Origin of the sequence: Vibrio algivorus, assembly GCF_030161215.1 — a bacterium.
In the GTDB taxonomy this organism is placed as follows: Bacteria; Pseudomonadota; Gammaproteobacteria; order Enterobacterales; family Vibrionaceae; genus Vibrio; species Vibrio algivorus.
On the sequence record NZ_BSPV01000003.1, the window covers coordinates 477,406 to 493,261 of the forward strand.

17 protein-coding genes are annotated in these 15,856 nt (G+C 40.2%); 5 read left to right on the top strand and 12 right to left on the bottom strand.

The features are described 5' to 3' along the window. From malG to gltS, 4 genes are all read left to right on the top strand, one after another. Positions 1-891 carry a maltose ABC transporter permease MalG gene (gene malG / locus QQJ93_RS03785; RefSeq protein WP_089124163.1) on the top strand — a complete coding sequence of 297 codons (891 nt, stop codon included), beginning with the start codon at positions 1-3 and terminating at the stop codon, positions 889-891. 212 nt (positions 892-1,103) lie between these two features. Then, complete coding sequence (locus QQJ93_RS03790) at positions 1,104-1,814, top strand: IclR family transcriptional regulator (protein WP_089124164.1); 711 nt, start codon at positions 1,104-1,106, stop codon at positions 1,812-1,814. A 4-nt stretch (positions 1,815-1,818) separates the two neighbouring features. Beyond that, positions 1,819-2,772, top strand: coding sequence for a formimidoylglutamase (gene hutG, locus QQJ93_RS03795; protein ID WP_089124165.1), 954 nt, complete (start codon positions 1,819-1,821; stop codon positions 2,770-2,772). A gap of 31 nt (positions 2,773-2,803) precedes the next feature. Further along, the gene (gene gltS, locus QQJ93_RS03800) at positions 2,804-4,009 is read left to right on the top strand and encodes a sodium/glutamate symporter (RefSeq protein WP_089124166.1); all 1,206 of its coding nucleotides are present in this window, start codon (positions 2,804-2,806) and stop codon (positions 4,007-4,009) included. Between the two features lie 106 nt (positions 4,010-4,115). Here gltS and dkgB read toward each other — a convergent pair whose 3' ends face one another. The 3 genes from dkgB to QQJ93_RS03815 are packed head-to-tail and all read right to left on the bottom strand — an operon-like array spanning position 4,116 to position 7,034. Continuing rightward, a complete protein-coding gene (gene dkgB, locus QQJ93_RS03805; RefSeq protein WP_089124544.1) occupies positions 4,116-4,916 on the bottom strand; it encodes a 2,5-didehydrogluconate reductase DkgB in 801 nt (266 codons plus the stop codon). Between the two features lie 54 nt (positions 4,917-4,970). Next, positions 4,971-5,933 (bottom strand): alcohol dehydrogenase catalytic domain-containing protein, encoded by a 963-nt coding sequence (locus QQJ93_RS03810; protein ID WP_089124167.1) that lies wholly within the window; start codon positions 5,931-5,933, stop codon positions 4,971-4,973. 9 nt (positions 5,934-5,942) lie between these two features. Then, on the bottom strand, positions 5,943-7,034 hold the full coding sequence (locus QQJ93_RS03815; protein WP_089124168.1) for an alkene reductase: 1,092 nt from the start codon (positions 7,032-7,034) through the stop codon (positions 5,943-5,945). Positions 7,035-7,179: 145 nt separating this feature from the next. On the opposite strand from QQJ93_RS03815, the gene QQJ93_RS03820 reads away from it, so the two are divergent. Next, positions 7,180-8,067, top strand: a complete 888-nt coding sequence (locus tag QQJ93_RS03820; protein ID WP_089124169.1) for a LysR family transcriptional regulator — start codon at positions 7,180-7,182, stop codon at positions 8,065-8,067. 35 nt (positions 8,068-8,102) lie between these two features. Here QQJ93_RS03820 and QQJ93_RS03825 read toward each other — a convergent pair whose 3' ends face one another. The 9 genes from QQJ93_RS03825 to QQJ93_RS03865 all read right to left on the bottom strand — a co-directional run bounded on the left by QQJ93_RS03825 (position 8,103) and on the right by QQJ93_RS03865 (position 15,547). Further along, positions 8,103-8,564, bottom strand: a complete 462-nt coding sequence (locus QQJ93_RS03825; RefSeq protein WP_089124170.1) for a DUF302 domain-containing protein — start codon at positions 8,562-8,564, stop codon at positions 8,103-8,105. 10 nt (positions 8,565-8,574) lie between these two features. Continuing rightward, entirely contained in the window at positions 8,575-10,380 is a 1,806-nt protein-coding gene (gene ggt, locus QQJ93_RS03830) for a gamma-glutamyltransferase (RefSeq protein ID WP_284186031.1), read from the bottom strand. Between the two features lie 273 nt (positions 10,381-10,653). Further along, the gene (locus QQJ93_RS03835; RefSeq protein WP_089124171.1) at positions 10,654-11,229 is read right to left on the bottom strand and encodes a P-loop nucleotide/nucleoside kinase family protein; all 576 of its coding nucleotides are present in this window, start codon (positions 11,227-11,229) and stop codon (positions 10,654-10,656) included. Continuing rightward, positions 11,226-11,663 carry a PTS sugar transporter subunit IIA gene (locus QQJ93_RS03840; RefSeq protein ID WP_089124172.1) on the bottom strand — a complete coding sequence of 146 codons (438 nt, stop codon included), beginning with the start codon at positions 11,661-11,663 and terminating at the stop codon, positions 11,226-11,228. The genes QQJ93_RS03835 and QQJ93_RS03840 overlap by 4 nt, the downstream gene beginning before the upstream one ends. 7 nt (positions 11,664-11,670) lie before the next feature. Continuing rightward, positions 11,671-11,961, bottom strand: a complete 291-nt coding sequence (locus QQJ93_RS03845; protein ID WP_089124173.1) for a hypothetical protein — start codon at positions 11,959-11,961, stop codon at positions 11,671-11,673. A gap of 60 nt (positions 11,962-12,021) precedes the next feature. Then, on the bottom strand, positions 12,022-12,864 hold the full coding sequence (locus QQJ93_RS03850) for a class II fructose-bisphosphate aldolase (protein WP_089124174.1): 843 nt from the start codon (positions 12,862-12,864) through the stop codon (positions 12,022-12,024). Then, positions 12,851-14,224 (bottom strand): PTS sugar transporter subunit IIC, encoded by a 1,374-nt coding sequence (locus QQJ93_RS03855; protein ID WP_089124175.1) that lies wholly within the window; start codon positions 14,222-14,224, stop codon positions 12,851-12,853. The genes QQJ93_RS03850 and QQJ93_RS03855 overlap by 14 nt, the downstream gene beginning before the upstream one ends. 38 nt (positions 14,225-14,262) lie before the next feature. Further along, on the bottom strand, positions 14,263-14,550 hold the full coding sequence (locus QQJ93_RS03860; RefSeq protein ID WP_089124176.1) for a PTS sugar transporter subunit IIB: 288 nt from the start codon (positions 14,548-14,550) through the stop codon (positions 14,263-14,265). 16 nt (positions 14,551-14,566) lie between these two features. Further along, complete coding sequence (locus QQJ93_RS03865) at positions 14,567-15,547, bottom strand: 6-phosphofructokinase (protein WP_089124177.1); 981 nt, start codon at positions 15,545-15,547, stop codon at positions 14,567-14,569. Positions 15,548-15,856 lie beyond the last annotated feature (309 nt).

Here is a 15,856-nt window from a genome sequence, read left to right on the forward strand (position 1 = left end):
ATGGCTATGGTTCAACCTAAATCTTTGAAGTACCGTGTTTGGGCAACGCATATTGGAATGTGGTTCTTCTTAGCATTAATGATGTTCCCACTATTAATGGTGATTGCGATTTCCTTCCGTGAAGGTAACTATGCAGCAGGGGATTTGATTCCACGTAACCCCTCTTTGGAGCACTGGAAACTGGCACTAGGTTTTGATGTGGTACATGCTGATGGCACAGTCACTAAACCGCCTTTTCCAGTCTTGCTATGGCTGTGGAACTCGGTAAAAGTAGCGGGCTTAACCGCAATTGGTATTGTGGTGCTTTCGACTACCTGTGCTTATGCGTTTGCTCGTATGAAGTTTAAAGGCAAAACCGTTATTTTGCGCTCTATGCTGATTTTCCAAATGTTCCCAGCGGTTCTTGCTCTTGTCGCATTGTACGCATTGTTTGATCGCCTAGGGACTTACGTTCCATTCTTAGGCCTCAACACTCACGGCGGTGTGGTGTTTGCTTACATGGGCGGTATTGCACTGCACGTATGGACAATCAAAGGCTATTTTGAATCGATTGATAACTCACTAGAAGAAGCGGCAGCCCTTGATGGCGCAACCCCTTGGCAAGCATTCCGCTTAGTCTTGTTGCCTTTATCTGTGCCAATTCTTGCGGTGGTGTTTATCTTGTCATTTATTGCCGCAGTGACCGAAGTACCCGTCGCATCATTACTGCTTCGTGATGTTGATTCTTACACCTTGGCGGTGGGTATGCAGCAATACTTATACCCACAAAACTACTTATGGGGCGATTTTGCCGCCGCCGCTGTGTTGTCAGCATTGCCAATCACCATAGTGTTCTTGCTAGCTCAGAAGTTCTTGGTAGGTGGTTTAACCGCAGGTGGGGTGAAAGGGTAAGTTTCACGACATAATATTAAAATAACAAAAACGCCGTAGATGAGAGTCTGCGGCGTTTTTGTATTAGTTAAATAGACAATAAGCATCATTTTTTAGTGTTGAAATTGTCTTTATCAAGAAATGATCACAAATATAGAACTGAAATTCTTAAAATATGAGAATCTAATTGTCGTTATTTTTTGTTTGAAGTGATGATGAATGTGGAGAGGGTTATGAATATACCAGCATCAGAAAAAGCATTTTTTTTATTATCTTTGATCGCATCAAGCCGGGGACCAATTTCAGCCAAAGAGTTGTCTTTACAGTCGAGAATTCCACTTTCAAGTATTTATAGACACTTAACCAGTTTATCTAAGTGGTCGTTAGTGCAAGAAAGGGGGATTGGATTGTATGTTCCTGGCGCTATGGCTGTGCAATTAAGCCAAGGTTTCCAACAAGGAAATACATTAATCTCGTGGGCTAGACCGCTTATGAATGAATTAGCCAATAATACAGGTGAAAGTGTGGCCTTGATGATGCCTGTTGCAGGACAGGTGTTATGTATTGACATGATTGATAGCTCCCAGCCTCTGCGATGTTGTTATCAAAAAGGGGCATCCCAGCCAATGTATAAAGGCGCCAGTTCTAAAGTACTTTTGGCATATTTGAGTGAAGATGCTCGGCGCCGGGTAATCAAAGAAAGAAATGCAGATGTTCTCGAGCATGAATTGAAAATGATCCGAGAGCAAAACTATGCCACTTCTGATAGTGAAATTGATGAAGGAGTGTGGGGTGTCAGCGCACCAATCATTACAGGAAATAAAAAATTACACGGTTCGATTTCGTTAATGGCTCCGAGTGTGAGAGCAGAAAAAAATCAGCAGCAATGGATTAAATTGACATGTCATGCGGCAACGAAGTTAGCGCATATATTACGGGAATAGATATATGAAAAAAGGTGAACAGGAACAAGCTATAAATATGGATATATGGCATGGACGAGTAGACCTTGGTGAAGGTACTAAAGCAAAACGATGGCATCAAGTGATCGCACCTTATCAGGGACAAAAAGAAGGCACGACGATTATCGGGTTTGCGTCAGATGAAGGGGTAAAGAGAAACCAAGGTCGAGTAGGAGCCAAAGAAGGTCCTGTAGCGATAAGAAAGGCGGTAGCAAACCTTGCCTGGTCTAGTGAACGATCTTTATACGATGCAGGAGACATACATACGTATCAAGACTTGGAAGAATCTCAAGCACAATTTGCGACAAAGGTGTGCGATATTCTAGATAATGACAATACGCTCAGTGCAATCGGGGGGGGACACGAAATTGGTTATGCGAGTTTTAGCGGTTTTGTACAACATATTTCAAAGCATCATCCTAAAGCGAAAGTCGGCATCATTAATTTTGATGCGCATTTAGATTTGCGTGAAGATCAACAGGCGACGTCTGGAACCCCATTTTATCAATGCGCTAAATTGTGTGAAACCTTAAATATGCCTTTTCATTATACCTGTTTAGGCGTCAGTAAATATAATAATACCGAAGCACTATTTGAAAGAGCCGAAAGGTTAAATACACGCATAGTATTTGATGAAGATATTAATAGTTGGGATCTAAGTGCTTACGAAAAAGCAATAAATAAAGCCATTGATGAAGTGGATTATTTATATTTAACGATTTGTCTTGATGTGTTGCCAGCCTATGTTGCACCTGGTGTGAGTGCACCTGCTAGTCGAGGTGTTGAATTACCGATTTTAGAGCATGGACTGAAACAAATTTTAAATAGTAATAAAGTCAAAATGGCTGATATTGCAGAATTAAATCCAGAACTAGATAAAGATAATATAACGGCGAAAGTTGCAGCACGACTTTTGTCTTTAATGGCCTCTCGCAAATAAATATTACTGGAAAATATACTAAGGATAGTTTATGAATACTATATCGTTGGATGTACTGTCAACAACGACGCTTGCGGCATTATTATTAATGCTTGGAATATTTGCACAAAGAAAAGTGGCAATATTTCGTCAGTTTTGTGTCCCTTCTCCCGTTCTTGGTGGGTTTGGTTTTGCTATTTTGGTTTTAATACTAAGAGAGTTTGGTAACACGGAAATCATTCTTGATACAGCTCTACAGAGCCCTTTGATGATTGCGTTTTTTGCTACAGTAGGTTTGGGGGGGAGTTTAGGCTTACTTAAAAAAGGTGGTAAAGCATTAGGAGTTTATTTAGTTGCGTGCTGGGTTTTAGCGGTTATTCAAGGTGCGGTCGGGATTGGTCTAGCGAGTATGTTAGGAGAACACCCACTTCTTGGCTTGATGGCAGGTACAGTATCATTAGAAGGTGGATTTGGTGCCGCGGCAGCATTCGGACCTGAAGTAGAAGCATTAGGTGTCTCGGGAGCCGCAACGGCTGCGATTGCAGCTGCTACATTTGGAATGATAGCTGGTGGTTTGTTAGGCGCACCTGTTGCTCGTTGGTTAATTAAGCATCATAAGATTGAAATTAAATCAGAAGATGTACATGAATTAGAATCTTTGCAAAAACCTAAAACTGTAGAGCCTATTATTGATGGAGCTTTATTATTAAAAGTGACGGCGATTCTACTATGTACAATGTCATTAGGGTTATATTTTAGTTCGTGGCTAAAAATACATTTGGGTATCATATTACCATCGTATGTAGGCGCAATGTTTATCGCACTGGTAATTCGAAATATTAATGATATTAAACCAATTATTAAACTACCTGATAACGTCATTACGGTTATTGGTGATTTTTGCTTGGGCATTTTCTTAACTATCGCCATGATGAATTTAAAACTTTGGCAATTAGCTGATGTAGGCTGGTCGCTAGGTACGATATTACTCATTCAAACAGCAATTATCATAGCGCTTGCGGTTTTTGTTATGTTTAGATTGCTTGGTGGAAACTATGATGCAGCCGTATTATGTTCTGGTTTTGTTGGCCACGGATTAGGTGCGACTCCAAATGCCGTCGCGAATATGGGGGCAGTGTGTGATAGATATAAGGTGTTTTCTCACAAAGCATTTATCATTGCCCCATTATGCGGAGCAGTTCTAATTGATATAGTGGCAATCCCTGTGATTACTTGGTGTATTAATGTCTTTAGCTAATAGGGATATGTTAGTTATTGCTGTTTCATAAGCATTAATTATTAGAGGTATACACGCCGTAGATGTGAGTCTACGGCGTTTTTTTATAAAAACTAAATTTTTATTATTAATCCCACTCAGGTGCGAAATCTGGGTTCGCAAGACGATGATTACGATCGAGCGTGGCGATCTGTTTCATGTCATCTTCACTGAGTGTCACTTTTGAATATTCTAAGTTACTCGCTAGGTTCTTTTCCTTGGTGCTGGAAGGAATGGTGACAAACCCTTGTTGAATAATCCAAGCCAGTACTACTTGAGCTGGGGTTGCTTGAGGATTTTTTGCAATGGCACAAATAACATCATCTTTTAGCACATCACCGTAAGCAAAAGGCATGTAGGCGGTGACTAAAATGTTGTGTTGCTGACAAAACTCAACTACGGCTCGATTTTGCAAGTAAGGGTGAACTTCCACTTGGTTCGTGAAAATCTTACCGTCACCTAAAATCTCAATGGCTTGCGTCATTTGCGCAGTAGTGAAGTTAGACACTCCAATGTGACGGGCTAAGCCGAGATCCTGTGCTTTTTTCAGCTCAGTTAGGTATTCCGTCATAGAAACGGATTCATCTTTTAATGGCCAGTGGATCAAAAGCAGATCCACATACTCCGTTTGTAGCTTGTGTAAACTCTCTTTTAAACTTGGTAAAAAATCGGCTTGAGCGAATTTATCCATCCAAATTTTGGTGGTTAAAAACAGCTCTGAACGATCAAGTTGGCTGTCAGTGATAGCTTGACCCACTTCGGCTTCGTTACCATAAATTTGCGCGGTATCGATATGGCGATAACCAAGTTTTAGAGCCATCTCAACCGATTGATAAGCATCTTGACCTTTGAGGCGAAATGTACCCGCGCCTAGTGTTGGGATTTGCATGTTTTCTATATTTGACATTATTGATGCCCTATAACGGTATAAATTGTATTAGGTTTAGCATTGAATGACGTATTTCAGTGCTTTTCTTTGATGTTCAAATTCATTAATAGCAAGATCAAGTTTTGCAAAATCCATCACATGAATTGGATTTGGTATAATTTGTTGGTTCGAGATTTGCTTCATAAGTTCAGTCCCCATTGAAGTTAACTCTTGCCAATCGCTATCTAGTCCTTCTTGATGTAAGGCACCTAGTGCTATTTCATGCAACGAGATACAACGTTCAAAGGCTGACAGAGGTTGCTCTTCTAATCTGCCTAAAATTGAAACGAGATGTCCGTTGGCTTGCAAGGTTGGTGCGAGTTGCTTAGCGGTTTCTCGTGAACGAGTGTCTATAACGGCGAAAAATGTTCTGTCGCTAAATGTTTCGTCCATTGAGAAGCATTGTTGAGCACCAAGCTCTTCAAGTTGTGGGTGGCGATTTGGATTTGCCGTTGCAACAACGTTGAATCCTTTGTGTTTTAATAACTGAATTAAATAACGCCCCACAGCACCAGAGGCACCGCTTACCAAAACAGTCCTATTTGGTTTGATTGGCAGTTTATCGACAGCCTGCCAAGCAGTGAGCAATGGACAAGGTAGGCTCGCTGCAACTTCAAAGCTTATTTTGTTTGGGAGCGGGATTATCACCTTTGCTTTAATGTTAATGTGCTTGGCAAAGCTACCGTTCAAATGCAGGTTTTGATGATAAGCCACACGAGTGCCAATAAGGTGAGAAAGCTCACTTGAACCGACAGCGGTTACCATTCCTGCGCCATCAACGCCCGCTACTTGTCCATCACTTAACACACCGTTGTTAATGACTTTGAAATCAACGGGATTAAGACCAATGGCATGATTTTCAATTTGAACTTCATCACTCGCTAAAGGCTCAAGCGCTTTGTCAGATAGCTTTAACTGATTGGTTTGAGATTCCACACACCAAGCTTGGGTGTTGATTACGATATTGTGTTTGTTCATTGGATCCCCTTAAGCTTCAGAATACACAGGGTAGTCGGTTAACCCTTGCTCAGCGCCACCAAACAACGTATCTGGGTTATGCTCGGCGAGTGGGTACTGGTTTTTGATTCGAGTGACTAAATCTGGGTTTGCCACAAATGGACGACCAAACGCTACCATATCGGCAAAACCTTGCTCTAAAGCTTGTTGGGCTTTTTCTGGGTTATATTTACCCGCTAGAATGATGGTTTGCTCAAAAGCTTGACGTAGGTTTTGCTTAAATGAGATTGGGGTATCAGGAGCGTCATCCCAATCCACTTCTGCAATGTGGATGTAGCCAATGCCTTTGCTGTTTAGTAATTTCGCCGCTTCGATATAAGTCGCTTCAGGATCGGAATCTACTGTGCCATTTAAGCAAGTGAATGGGGCAAGACGGACACCGACGCGCTCTTTACCCACGACCGAAACCAATTGATCGACCACCTCTCCTAGGAAACGCAGGCGGTTTTCAGTACTGCCACCGTATTCATCATCGCGAAGGTTGGCTTCTGAATCGATAAATTGATTGACTAAGTAGCCGTTTGCCGCGTGCAATTCAACACCATCAAATCCAGCTTCTAGGGCATTTAACGCCGCTTGGTGGAATTCTGCTTTTACGTGTGCAATATCGTCATGAGTCATTGCTCTTGGCAATACCGTATCGACAAAGTTTGGTTGGTCTTCTTCATCAATGAATACTTTTACGCCTTTAGCGGCTTGTTCGCTGGACGAAATAGGTTGTACACCGCCAGTGTTACTTGGATGAGTGACTCGACCTACATGCCAAAGTTGAGCGAATATTTTACCGCCTTTTGCGTGTACAGCATCAGTGACGAGTTTCCAACCTTGAACTTGCTCAGGAGAATAAATACCCGGTGTCCACGCATAACCTTGACCGAGTTGTGAGATCTGTGTGCCTTCAGAAATGATAAGTCCTGCTTCTGCGCGTTGTGCGTAATATTCTGCCATCATGGCATTAGCACAGCCATCTTTAGCGCGAGAGCGAGTCATTGGTGGCATGACGATACGGTTGTTTAAGGTTAAATCACCGAATTGGATTGGCGTAAAAAGAGACTTTGACATGGGATTCCTACTATTTGTTTTCTTATGAATACAAGCATGGTATCAGAGTATTATCTTTTCATTAATATCAAAAGATACAAATTACTTTTGATTGATATGCAATAAATGTATTCTCTTATTACGGTATATGAAAGAGCATTCGTAAATGATTAAGACAGAAGATTTAATGGCTTTTCTGGCGGTGGCGGAAAGTGAAAGTTTTTCAAAGGCCTCGGTAAAGGAGGGGATTCAAATTGCTACGTTATCAAGAGCGATAGCCAGATTGGAAAAGCAACTTGATACCACCTTATTTAATCGTACGACTCGGAAGCTAGTTATGACAGAAGAAGGGGCTGTTTTTAAAGGATATGTGCAAAAGGCTTTAAATACACTTGAACTTGGCCAACAGCATTTACTGTCCCATCAAACCGAGCCCGTTGGTAAGTTAAGAATTGATGCCGCATTCGCTTTTATGATCCATCAATTAGGGCCGTTATTACCAGAGTTTAGAACCTGCTACCCGAAAGTAGAGTTGGAGCTTACAACCAATGATACGGTTGTTGATCTATTAGATAACAAGGTCGATGTGGCTATTCGAATCGGGGATTTAAAAGATTCAACCTTGCATTCAAGGGTGTTAGGACAAAGTCCATTAGTGCTGGTGGCAAGTCCAGATTATTTGCAAGTTAACGGCACACCAACACATAGTCAGCAATTGTCCGAACATACTCTTATTGGCTTTTCACACGCCTCTCACTTGAATAATTGGTACTTAAAAGAACCTAATAATGTGCTCAATTTTGAATTGAAAGCCAGTAGTGGTGAGGTCATAAAACAGCTGTGTGTTAATGGAATGGGGATTACCACCTTGTCGTATTACATGATTCATAAAGAATTAGCGGATGGGACGTTAGTTGAGGTTCTACCTAATGCCATACACCACCCAAACCGAAGAGAATCGATACAAGCGGTGTATTATAAACAAAGTGCATTAGCGTCAAGAATTTCACTATTTCTAGATTTTATTCAAGATAAGCTTATTTTAGAGCCGTAAACCTCAAAAAATATTTAAGATTAAAAGAGTTAAGGTTATTGCGTTGCCGCTTTAGCAAAGTTCGCTAAGGCGTTAGATACTTTATCCAATACCTCGTCACAACCTTGGATCTGGTGGCGTGAAGCTAAGTATTTAGGATCGTTATACGTTAACCAAACCTTTCCGCTTTCATCTTCGGAAATCAGCGCTTTTTGCGGTAAATCAATGGCGACGGATTGTTGGCAAATCATGAGTGGGGAACCGACTTTCGGGTTACCAAAAATGATCACTTGAGTTGGGCGTAATTCAATATCGACTTTCTTTGCACCAGCAGCGTGATCAACTTGTGCAAAAACGGTCATTCCTTTTGAGTTTAAGGCGTTAACGAGTTTATCTGATGTTTCTTGCACACTATGTTGACTTTGCAATTGTACTAGGCCGTTATCTTCATTCGCCCAAGCGAGAACTGGGCTTAATAGTGCCAGAGTGCTCAGTATCATTGTTGTCCATTTTTTCATGCTGTACTCCTTAATATCCGGTTGTTAATGCGCTTGGCGTTCTTGGATCGGAAGCTCCAAAGAATCCTTTTTCAGTATGCATAATAGATTGAGTACTCCCCATTGCACTTTTTTCGACGACGTTTTGCCCTTTAGCTTGTAGCAGTTTAATAGTGTCTTGATTCAAGCCTTTTTCAATACGTAGTTCGTCAGGCAACCATTGATGATGAACACGTACTGCATGGGTCGCTTCGGCGATATTCATATTATGATCTATGACATTCATGATGATTTGTAGGGTTGTAGTAATAATTCGGCTACCACCCGGGCTACCCGTTGCCAGTATAGGCTTACCATTTTTAAACACTAAGGTTGGGCTCATAGAAGAAAGAGGACGCTTGCCGCCTTCTACCGCATTGGCCTCACCGCCAATTAAACCGTAACCATTCGGCACACCTGGCTTGGCAGAAAAATCATCCATCTCGTTATTAAGTAAAATGCCAGTACCTTTGGCGACCATGCCAGTACCGTAAGAGAAGTTTAAAGTGTAGGTGTTAGAAATCACGTTGCCATCTTTATCCATGACAGAGAAGTGGGTTGTTTGATCGCTTTCATATGGCATCGGTTGGCCATGTTTAATTTCTTTGGCTGGACGAGCTTTATCTTGTGAAATCTGTTGTTGCAAACTATGGGCATAGTCTTTATTAGTCAGTCCTTTGCTTGGTACTTTTACAAAGTCGGGATCACCTAGATATTCTGCACGGTCTGCATAAGCGAGTTTCATTGCTTCAGCCATTACATGTATTGTTTCTGCTGTGTTATGGCCCATTTCACCGATTCGGTAGTTTTCCAAAATATTTAAGATTTGAATAATATGAATACCACCCGATGATGGTGGCGGCATGGAAGCAATACTGTAACCGCGATAATTTCCCATCACAGGCTCACGAATCACCGCTTTGTAACTTGCTAAATCTTCGATTGTCATTAAGCCGCCAGCAGCGGTAACGGAATCGGCAATTGCTTTGGCGGTTTTGCCTTTATAAAAACCATCACGCTCTTTATCTGCAATCAATTTTAAGGAGTTTGCGAGATCGGTTTGAATGAATTTATCACCGATTTGGTAGTCTGATTTACCGCCATCTTTAAAGAATACTGGCTTACTGCTATCCCATTTTTGTAGGCGTTCTTTGGCACTTTGTAGTGAGGTATATAAATCAGGAGTAACGATAATACCTTGTTCCGCTAGTTTAATGGCTGGGGTCATCACGGTTTTTAAATCCATACTGCCGTAGTTTTCTAAAGCAGTAATTAAACCAGCTACTGTACCCGGCACACCCACGGCTAAACCATGAAAGCGAGACAGTTCTTCAACTGCATTGCCATTTTCATCAAGGTACATATCTTTATACGCTTTCGAAGGCGCCATTTCACGATAATCTAGGGCAAAAGTGCGTTTCTTTTTCGCATCGTAAATCATCATAAAACCACCGCCACCAATATTGCCAGCGCGCGGTAGTGTGACAGCTAAAGCAAAGCCGACGGCCACACCTGCATCCACAGCATTGCCACCTTGTTTTAGGATTTCAACACCAATTTTTGAAGCCAATTCTTCTTGGCTCGCGACCATGCCATGCTCAGCCCAAATTGGATGGTGAATGCTTTCGCTTGAATAAATAGCAGGGGTTTGCGCATAGGTGCTAGCACTAAATAAGCAGACAACGGTGAGCAAGGCCTTTTTGATAGGGGAGTGGTTAATAAAAGAATGTCTGCTAACGCTACTGAGAATGGAAATGGAATGATTAAGCTGTAGTGTTTTTGAATGTGTATTGGTCATCGGGATCCCTCGTGACTCATGATCAAAAATTGGCTTTAGCTGCAAGGGTGGGGAGGTCTGCAACTAAAGCCAAGAGTTTGTAACAAGCAGAGCAACTAAGGTTATAAAGGTGTGCAAAAGTCTTAGTTGAGCTTGTGTCTCGTCAGTGTTTTAGTGTTTTCTCTAAACTGACATATTTTAGTGTGGTTGATAATTGGCTATTTCGGTAGGTCGTAAAGCAAAAAAAATGGAATAGTAACGATAACAGCCTCTGTATATGAGGCTGTTATACATTTATGCCCTTTGTTGAATAGGGTAGGTGAGAAGTTTTGAAAGGTTAGTGAATAATGCTGCCATATCTAGTGGCTTATCTTGGTCGATGGTTATGGTTTTTCCAATTTCCATAGGTTTTGCATTATTTGCCAAGGTAACCAACTCTGGTAAATATTCATGCCTTGGGTGTTTATCCGAACGGTACGGGATCCTATTTTCATACCTTTTCGCGGCTGTACAGCCAGATATTTGGTTCCACACTTCAATAACGGTTTCTACCCCTGCTTGATTCAAGTATTCGATAAGGAGCGCTTTAGGTTGGAATCCGAACCAAGCATCAATTACAAAAGTATGATGTTCAGGGGCCTGCTTGACGATATCCCATATAACGTTGTATGCCGCTTTACCTAGCTCTCGATTTATCTCGCGATTGTAATCTTTAACCGTCGTCATGAACGGCTCTTTTATTGTATCGATAGCTAGGTATGTGAGGTTAAAATGATTAGCGATGTTATGTGCGACAGAACTTTTGCCAGAGGCCGGTACACCATTAACTAAAATAATCGTTTTGCCTGTTTGGTTTGTCTTTTCGCTCATATCAACTCCAGTAATTGTTGTTGGGAAGTCACCTGTCTAATAGCTTGTATTTTGTCCTCGTCATCTAACATGGAAACGATAGAACCAATACCTTGTTCTATGTGGCCATTGCTATCTGTTGCACCAAACATGATTATGATATCGGCTGGCACGCTACCATTAAATGAGATGGGCTTTTCGAGCAAAACTAAGCTGAAGCAGTTTTTGATCACCCCACACTCGGGTCTAGCATGAGGAATGGCTATGCCTTCATCGAAGACATAATAAGCACCATTACTTTGGGTACTTTCAATTACGGACTTTGCATAGGCTTCTGTTAAATAGCCATTTTTGATTAATGGTTTCGCGGCTAATTGGATAACATCTTCCCAATTGGACTCTTTGATCCCAATTTGAATGGCTTCTGATTCGATTAACAATTCTTTTATATTCATATCTGGCCTAAAAATTTTTTCTTGTGGCGTTTCTAAGCTCATCAATTTTGATAAACAGATCATCGATTTTATGTTTGTAGCTTGGCGTTTTAGCGAATACTTTGAGCGCTTTATTGTACTCAATCATGAGTTGTTTTTGAGTGTCAAAACTTGCTTCGTCTAGCTTTAACTTTTCTTCTAAAGCTTGAATTTTTTGCTCAATTTCTTCGGCAGTGAACGCATCGATTGGTGCGCCTTTTGAGGCATGTTGAGCCGGATTAGGTTTTGTCTGAAACATGGATTGGATCATTTTAAACATAATTATTCCTTAATCAGCTGCCAGATTAACTGGCAGCTATGACTCTGTGTTGGCTTAGAATTATTGGAACAGCTGAATTTTTTGTTTAAGAACTTCTTGTACCGCATTATTCGCTGGGATTAAGAATTTACGTACACTGTCATCCACTTTGCCTTCTGCACAGGTCTTTTGCACATTACCTACCCACTGAACATTCATTTCCGTACCTACGTTCACTTTTTCAATTCCGCTAGCGACAACCAAACGCATGTCTTCATCGCTTACTCCTGTGCCTCCATGCAGTACTAGTGGTGTTTTAGTTAACTGAGTTATTCGGTTTAGTAATTCATGTTGAATGTTGGTTTTTGCAGTATATGAACCATGTACTGTGCCAATTGAAATCGCTAGCATATCGACATTTGTGCCATCAACAAAAGCTTGGACTTCTTCTGGTGTTGTAAATGCGATATCGCTTTCTGCAACTGCTTTGCCATCTTCACTACCACCAATTGCGCCTAACTCTCCTTCCACTGTGACATTTCGAGGATGAGCATATTCGATGACAATTTTAGTATTAGCGATGTTCTCTTCTAAAGGTAAGTGTGAGCCATCGTACATAACAGAGCTGAAGCCTGTGTCTATTGCTTTTTTAATATCGTCAATATTTGAACAGTGATCTAAATGTAAACAAGCTGGCACATCTAATGTTTTGGAAAGAGACTTAATTGAATCCACAATCAACTCATAGCCTAAAAATTGAGCGGTCCCGGTTGAGATTTGGATCATCAATGGTGAGTTTGTCTCTTTCGCGGCCTTAAAGAATGCTGGTAACATTTCTAAACAGTGAAGATTAAATGAGCCAATAGCTTGGAATTTTCTTTCTTTTGCAATAGCTCTTAACTCAGTGAAGTTATACAGTTTCATTTGTTAATTCCTTTTGTTTAGTTTCATTATTGATACTACGGTGAACAAAATATGTAATGGCGATGATGAAAGCGGTGAATAGGACGACAAAGGTCCAATTTCCGTTGAAGGCATTGCCAAGTAATAAGCCCGTCGATATGACATCTGAGTCGCTAAAGGTCACTCCAACAAAGCCATAGCTTTCAAGTAATGGAATTAAGATTGCAGGTAGGAAGGTAATAAATAATCCATGGATTACTCCACCAATAATCGCACCTCTTCTACCTCCCATAGCATTTCCGAAAATACCTGCGGTGCCACCAGCAAAGAAGTTCGTCAATAGGCCAGGCAAGATCATCGCGAGACCAAACATAGGGAACACAAGCATCCCAATAATCGAACCAACGGTTGTCGATAAGAAACCGACGATGACGGCATTTGGTGAATATGGAAAGAGCACTGGGCAATCAAGAGCGGGTTTGGCATCTGGCACAAGTTTCATCGCAATCCCACGGAATGCAGGTACAAGCTCATTCAGCAATAGACGGACCCCTGCGTATAGAACAAACACGCCTGCAACAAAGGTAATAGATTGCATAAAGGCATACATAAGGTAATTAATGCCATTTGCCATAGGTGCGATGTATTCTGGGCCAGCTACAACTGCTGGAATAAGGTACATAGGAACCATCACTACAGCCATTGATAAATATGTATCATTTAAAAATTTGAAACCATCCGGAAGCTCGATATCTTCAATAGACTTTGAATTTTTGCCAACGACTTTGGCGACTGCGGCTTGTACTAAATAACCGATAGTGCAGAAGTGACCTAAGGCAACGTCATCCGATTCAGTAATCTTTCTTACAATTGGTTGAGCGATTGCAGGCATGACAACCGCCATGATCCCACCAAATATTCCACCAGTTAAAATCAGAGGTAGGCCTGTTAAACCTGCTTTGTAACCAATGACAGCCCCAATCGTTGCCATCCATAAAAGCGCCTGTCCAGTTAGGAAGATGTACTTCCAAGGTGTTAGGCGAGCAATAATGATATTGGTAATGAAAATAACGAGTAGCGTGAGTGCGACTTCTGAGCCTAGCTCTCGATTTGCGAGGCCAGCAATGGCAGCTACATCGGTAATGTAACCAGTCATGCCAAAACCATGAGTAAATATTTGGTTTAAGAAGGTCAAGGTCTCAACAATAATATTGATTCCCGCCATCATGACTAAAAAACCTAGTAAAGTTTTAAATGTACCTTCGACTGTTTTACCAAAGGATTTTTTTTGTAGTATTAAACCAAGCATTGCTATAAATGCAATTAATATAGATGCTTGACCTAATAGGTCATGGATTATGAAGTTAAAAAAAGTGTTCATAGAAACCTCTATGTTTTATTTTTTATTAGGATTTTTAATTACATCTTTAAAAAAGGAGTAAGTTTTTCTTCTATTTCTTTTTTATCAGTTAGCTTATTTAAAGATATTATTTTTGAAGATTGATTCTCTGTGGCGTCAGAGCTTAAAACATCAGCAAATGTTTTCTGAGTTAAAATTACATCGTAGTCAAATGCACTTGCACCAGATACATCCGTATGATCAATAGTGAAATCCACCCCTAATTTCTTTAACACAGTTTTTGCGCTCATTTCTATTGCAAAACTAGAGCCTAAGCCACATCCACAGACACAAAGTACTTTAATCATGTTATATCCTTTTTTATTAGATTATTTTTAGTTCTTTAGCTAATTTTACATAGTGATCTTCCTTTTCTTTTTTTCTCCTTTGTATACTTGATAAATCAATAGGTATTGCTTTATTACTAGAATTGATAATTATGGCTTTATTATTAAGTCCCGATTCCAGGCATCGGATAACCTCTTTTGCCATGATGGTTCCTTGATATATTTCTTCACAGCAAGGTTCACCTGAACGTAAACTAAATCCCATGATCGCTTTTCTAATTCTTGTGCAAACAAGTGGTTCGATATTTTTAATAACGGTATCAACGGCACCTTGAAATCCAGGAAAGTATTCTTTGGTATACCCTTCAGAGCACAGAATAATGACGGAGTTTTGAACCTTAAGTAATTGATTTATTTTATTTGCTAAGTCTTCATTCGTAATAGGGTATTCAGGGATTAATGCAATATCGGCATTGGACTTTATTGATGATTGTAATGTCAGTTCCCCTGAGTAAGCCCCTAGTAATTCAATCATAAAAATTCGGTTAGGAAGTGCTCGTCCAGTCATTCTAAGTTTTTGCACTTCGATTCTTATTTGCTCACAAGCTGTTGCAAATCCGATGGTGTATTCACTACCACTCACATCGTTATCGATAGTCATTCCTACACCGAAGCAATTAATCCCATAAAGAGATAATTTATTTAAAAACTGTAGAGAACCATCACCGCCAGCTAATATAAAAGCATCGATTTTAATTTTGTTGAGATTTTTCACTATTTTAATGTATTCATCTTCGATGGGTTTATTTTTAGTTCTTCCTGATTTTAATATCGGCATTGCTGAGGATGCATAATCAACTAGATCACAATAATTGGTTTTCTTAACCTTATTTTTTATTAGGCCATTTATTCCTCCGTCATAAAGGAATATTTCTGCTTCTGTGAGTCTCGCTATTTGTAATAGGAAGTTATTTATACCAACGGCATCTCCACCACTGATTGCTATTGCTATTTTCATAATCCCTCCTAACTGTTGATGTATTAATTTTGGCTTTTATCGGGATTATTTTTTTGAATTAAATCACATAATTGATCTAGGTTATCACCATATTCGACTGTGATTTAAAAAATCAATGCTTAATTTTGTGACCTTCATCACTTATTCTTGTTGTTATAATTTAATTAAGCTGTTGTTTATTAATGTTTATTTTAATTTTGAGGTTTTTTATGAAATAGGATATTTATTGAATTTTAATATTAGGTTCATATTGTGATGGGAGTAACATTTATTCGGGGGAGATGATTTGACGGGGTAATAAAGTTTGTG

Coding starts and splice junctions, on each gene's coding strand:
- malG (WP_089124163.1), top strand. CDS start 1: ATGGCTATGGTTCAACCTAAATCTTTGAAGTACCGTGTTTGGGCAACG.
- QQJ93_RS03790 (WP_089124164.1), top strand. CDS start 1,104: ATGAATATACCAGCATCAGAAAAAGCATTTTTTTTATTATCTTTGATC.
- hutG (WP_089124165.1), top strand. CDS start 1,819: ATGAAAAAAGGTGAACAGGAACAAGCTATAAATATGGATATATGGCAT.
- gltS (WP_089124166.1), top strand. CDS start 2,804: ATGAATACTATATCGTTGGATGTACTGTCAACAACGACGCTTGCGGCA.
- dkgB (WP_089124544.1), bottom strand. CDS start 4,916: ATGCAAATCCCAACACTAGGCGCGGGTACATTTCGCCTCAAAGGTCAA.
- QQJ93_RS03810 (WP_089124167.1), bottom strand. CDS start 5,933: ATGAACAAACACAATATCGTAATCAACACCCAAGCTTGGTGTGTGGAA.
- QQJ93_RS03815 (WP_089124168.1), bottom strand. CDS start 7,034: ATGTCAAAGTCTCTTTTTACGCCAATCCAATTCGGTGATTTAACCTTA.
- QQJ93_RS03820 (WP_089124169.1), top strand. CDS start 7,180: ATGATTAAGACAGAAGATTTAATGGCTTTTCTGGCGGTGGCGGAAAGT.
- QQJ93_RS03825 (WP_089124170.1), bottom strand. CDS start 8,564: ATGAAAAAATGGACAACAATGATACTGAGCACTCTGGCACTATTAAGC.
- ggt (WP_284186031.1), bottom strand. CDS start 10,380: ATGACCAATACACATTCAAAAACACTACAGCTTAATCATTCCATTTCC.
- QQJ93_RS03835 (WP_089124171.1), bottom strand. CDS start 11,229: ATGAGCGAAAAGACAAACCAAACAGGCAAAACGATTATTTTAGTTAAT.
- QQJ93_RS03840 (WP_089124172.1), bottom strand. CDS start 11,663: ATGAATATAAAAGAATTGTTAATCGAATCAGAAGCCATTCAAATTGGG.
- QQJ93_RS03845 (WP_089124173.1), bottom strand. CDS start 11,961: ATGTTTAAAATGATCCAATCCATGTTTCAGACAAAACCTAATCCGGCT.
- QQJ93_RS03850 (WP_089124174.1), bottom strand. CDS start 12,864: ATGAAACTGTATAACTTCACTGAGTTAAGAGCTATTGCAAAAGAAAGA.
- QQJ93_RS03855 (WP_089124175.1), bottom strand. CDS start 14,224: ATGAACACTTTTTTTAACTTCATAATCCATGACCTATTAGGTCAAGCA.
- QQJ93_RS03860 (WP_089124176.1), bottom strand. CDS start 14,550: ATGATTAAAGTACTTTGTGTCTGTGGATGTGGCTTAGGCTCTAGTTTT.
- QQJ93_RS03865 (WP_089124177.1), bottom strand. CDS start 15,547: ATGAAAATAGCAATAGCAATCAGTGGTGGAGATGCCGTTGGTATAAAT.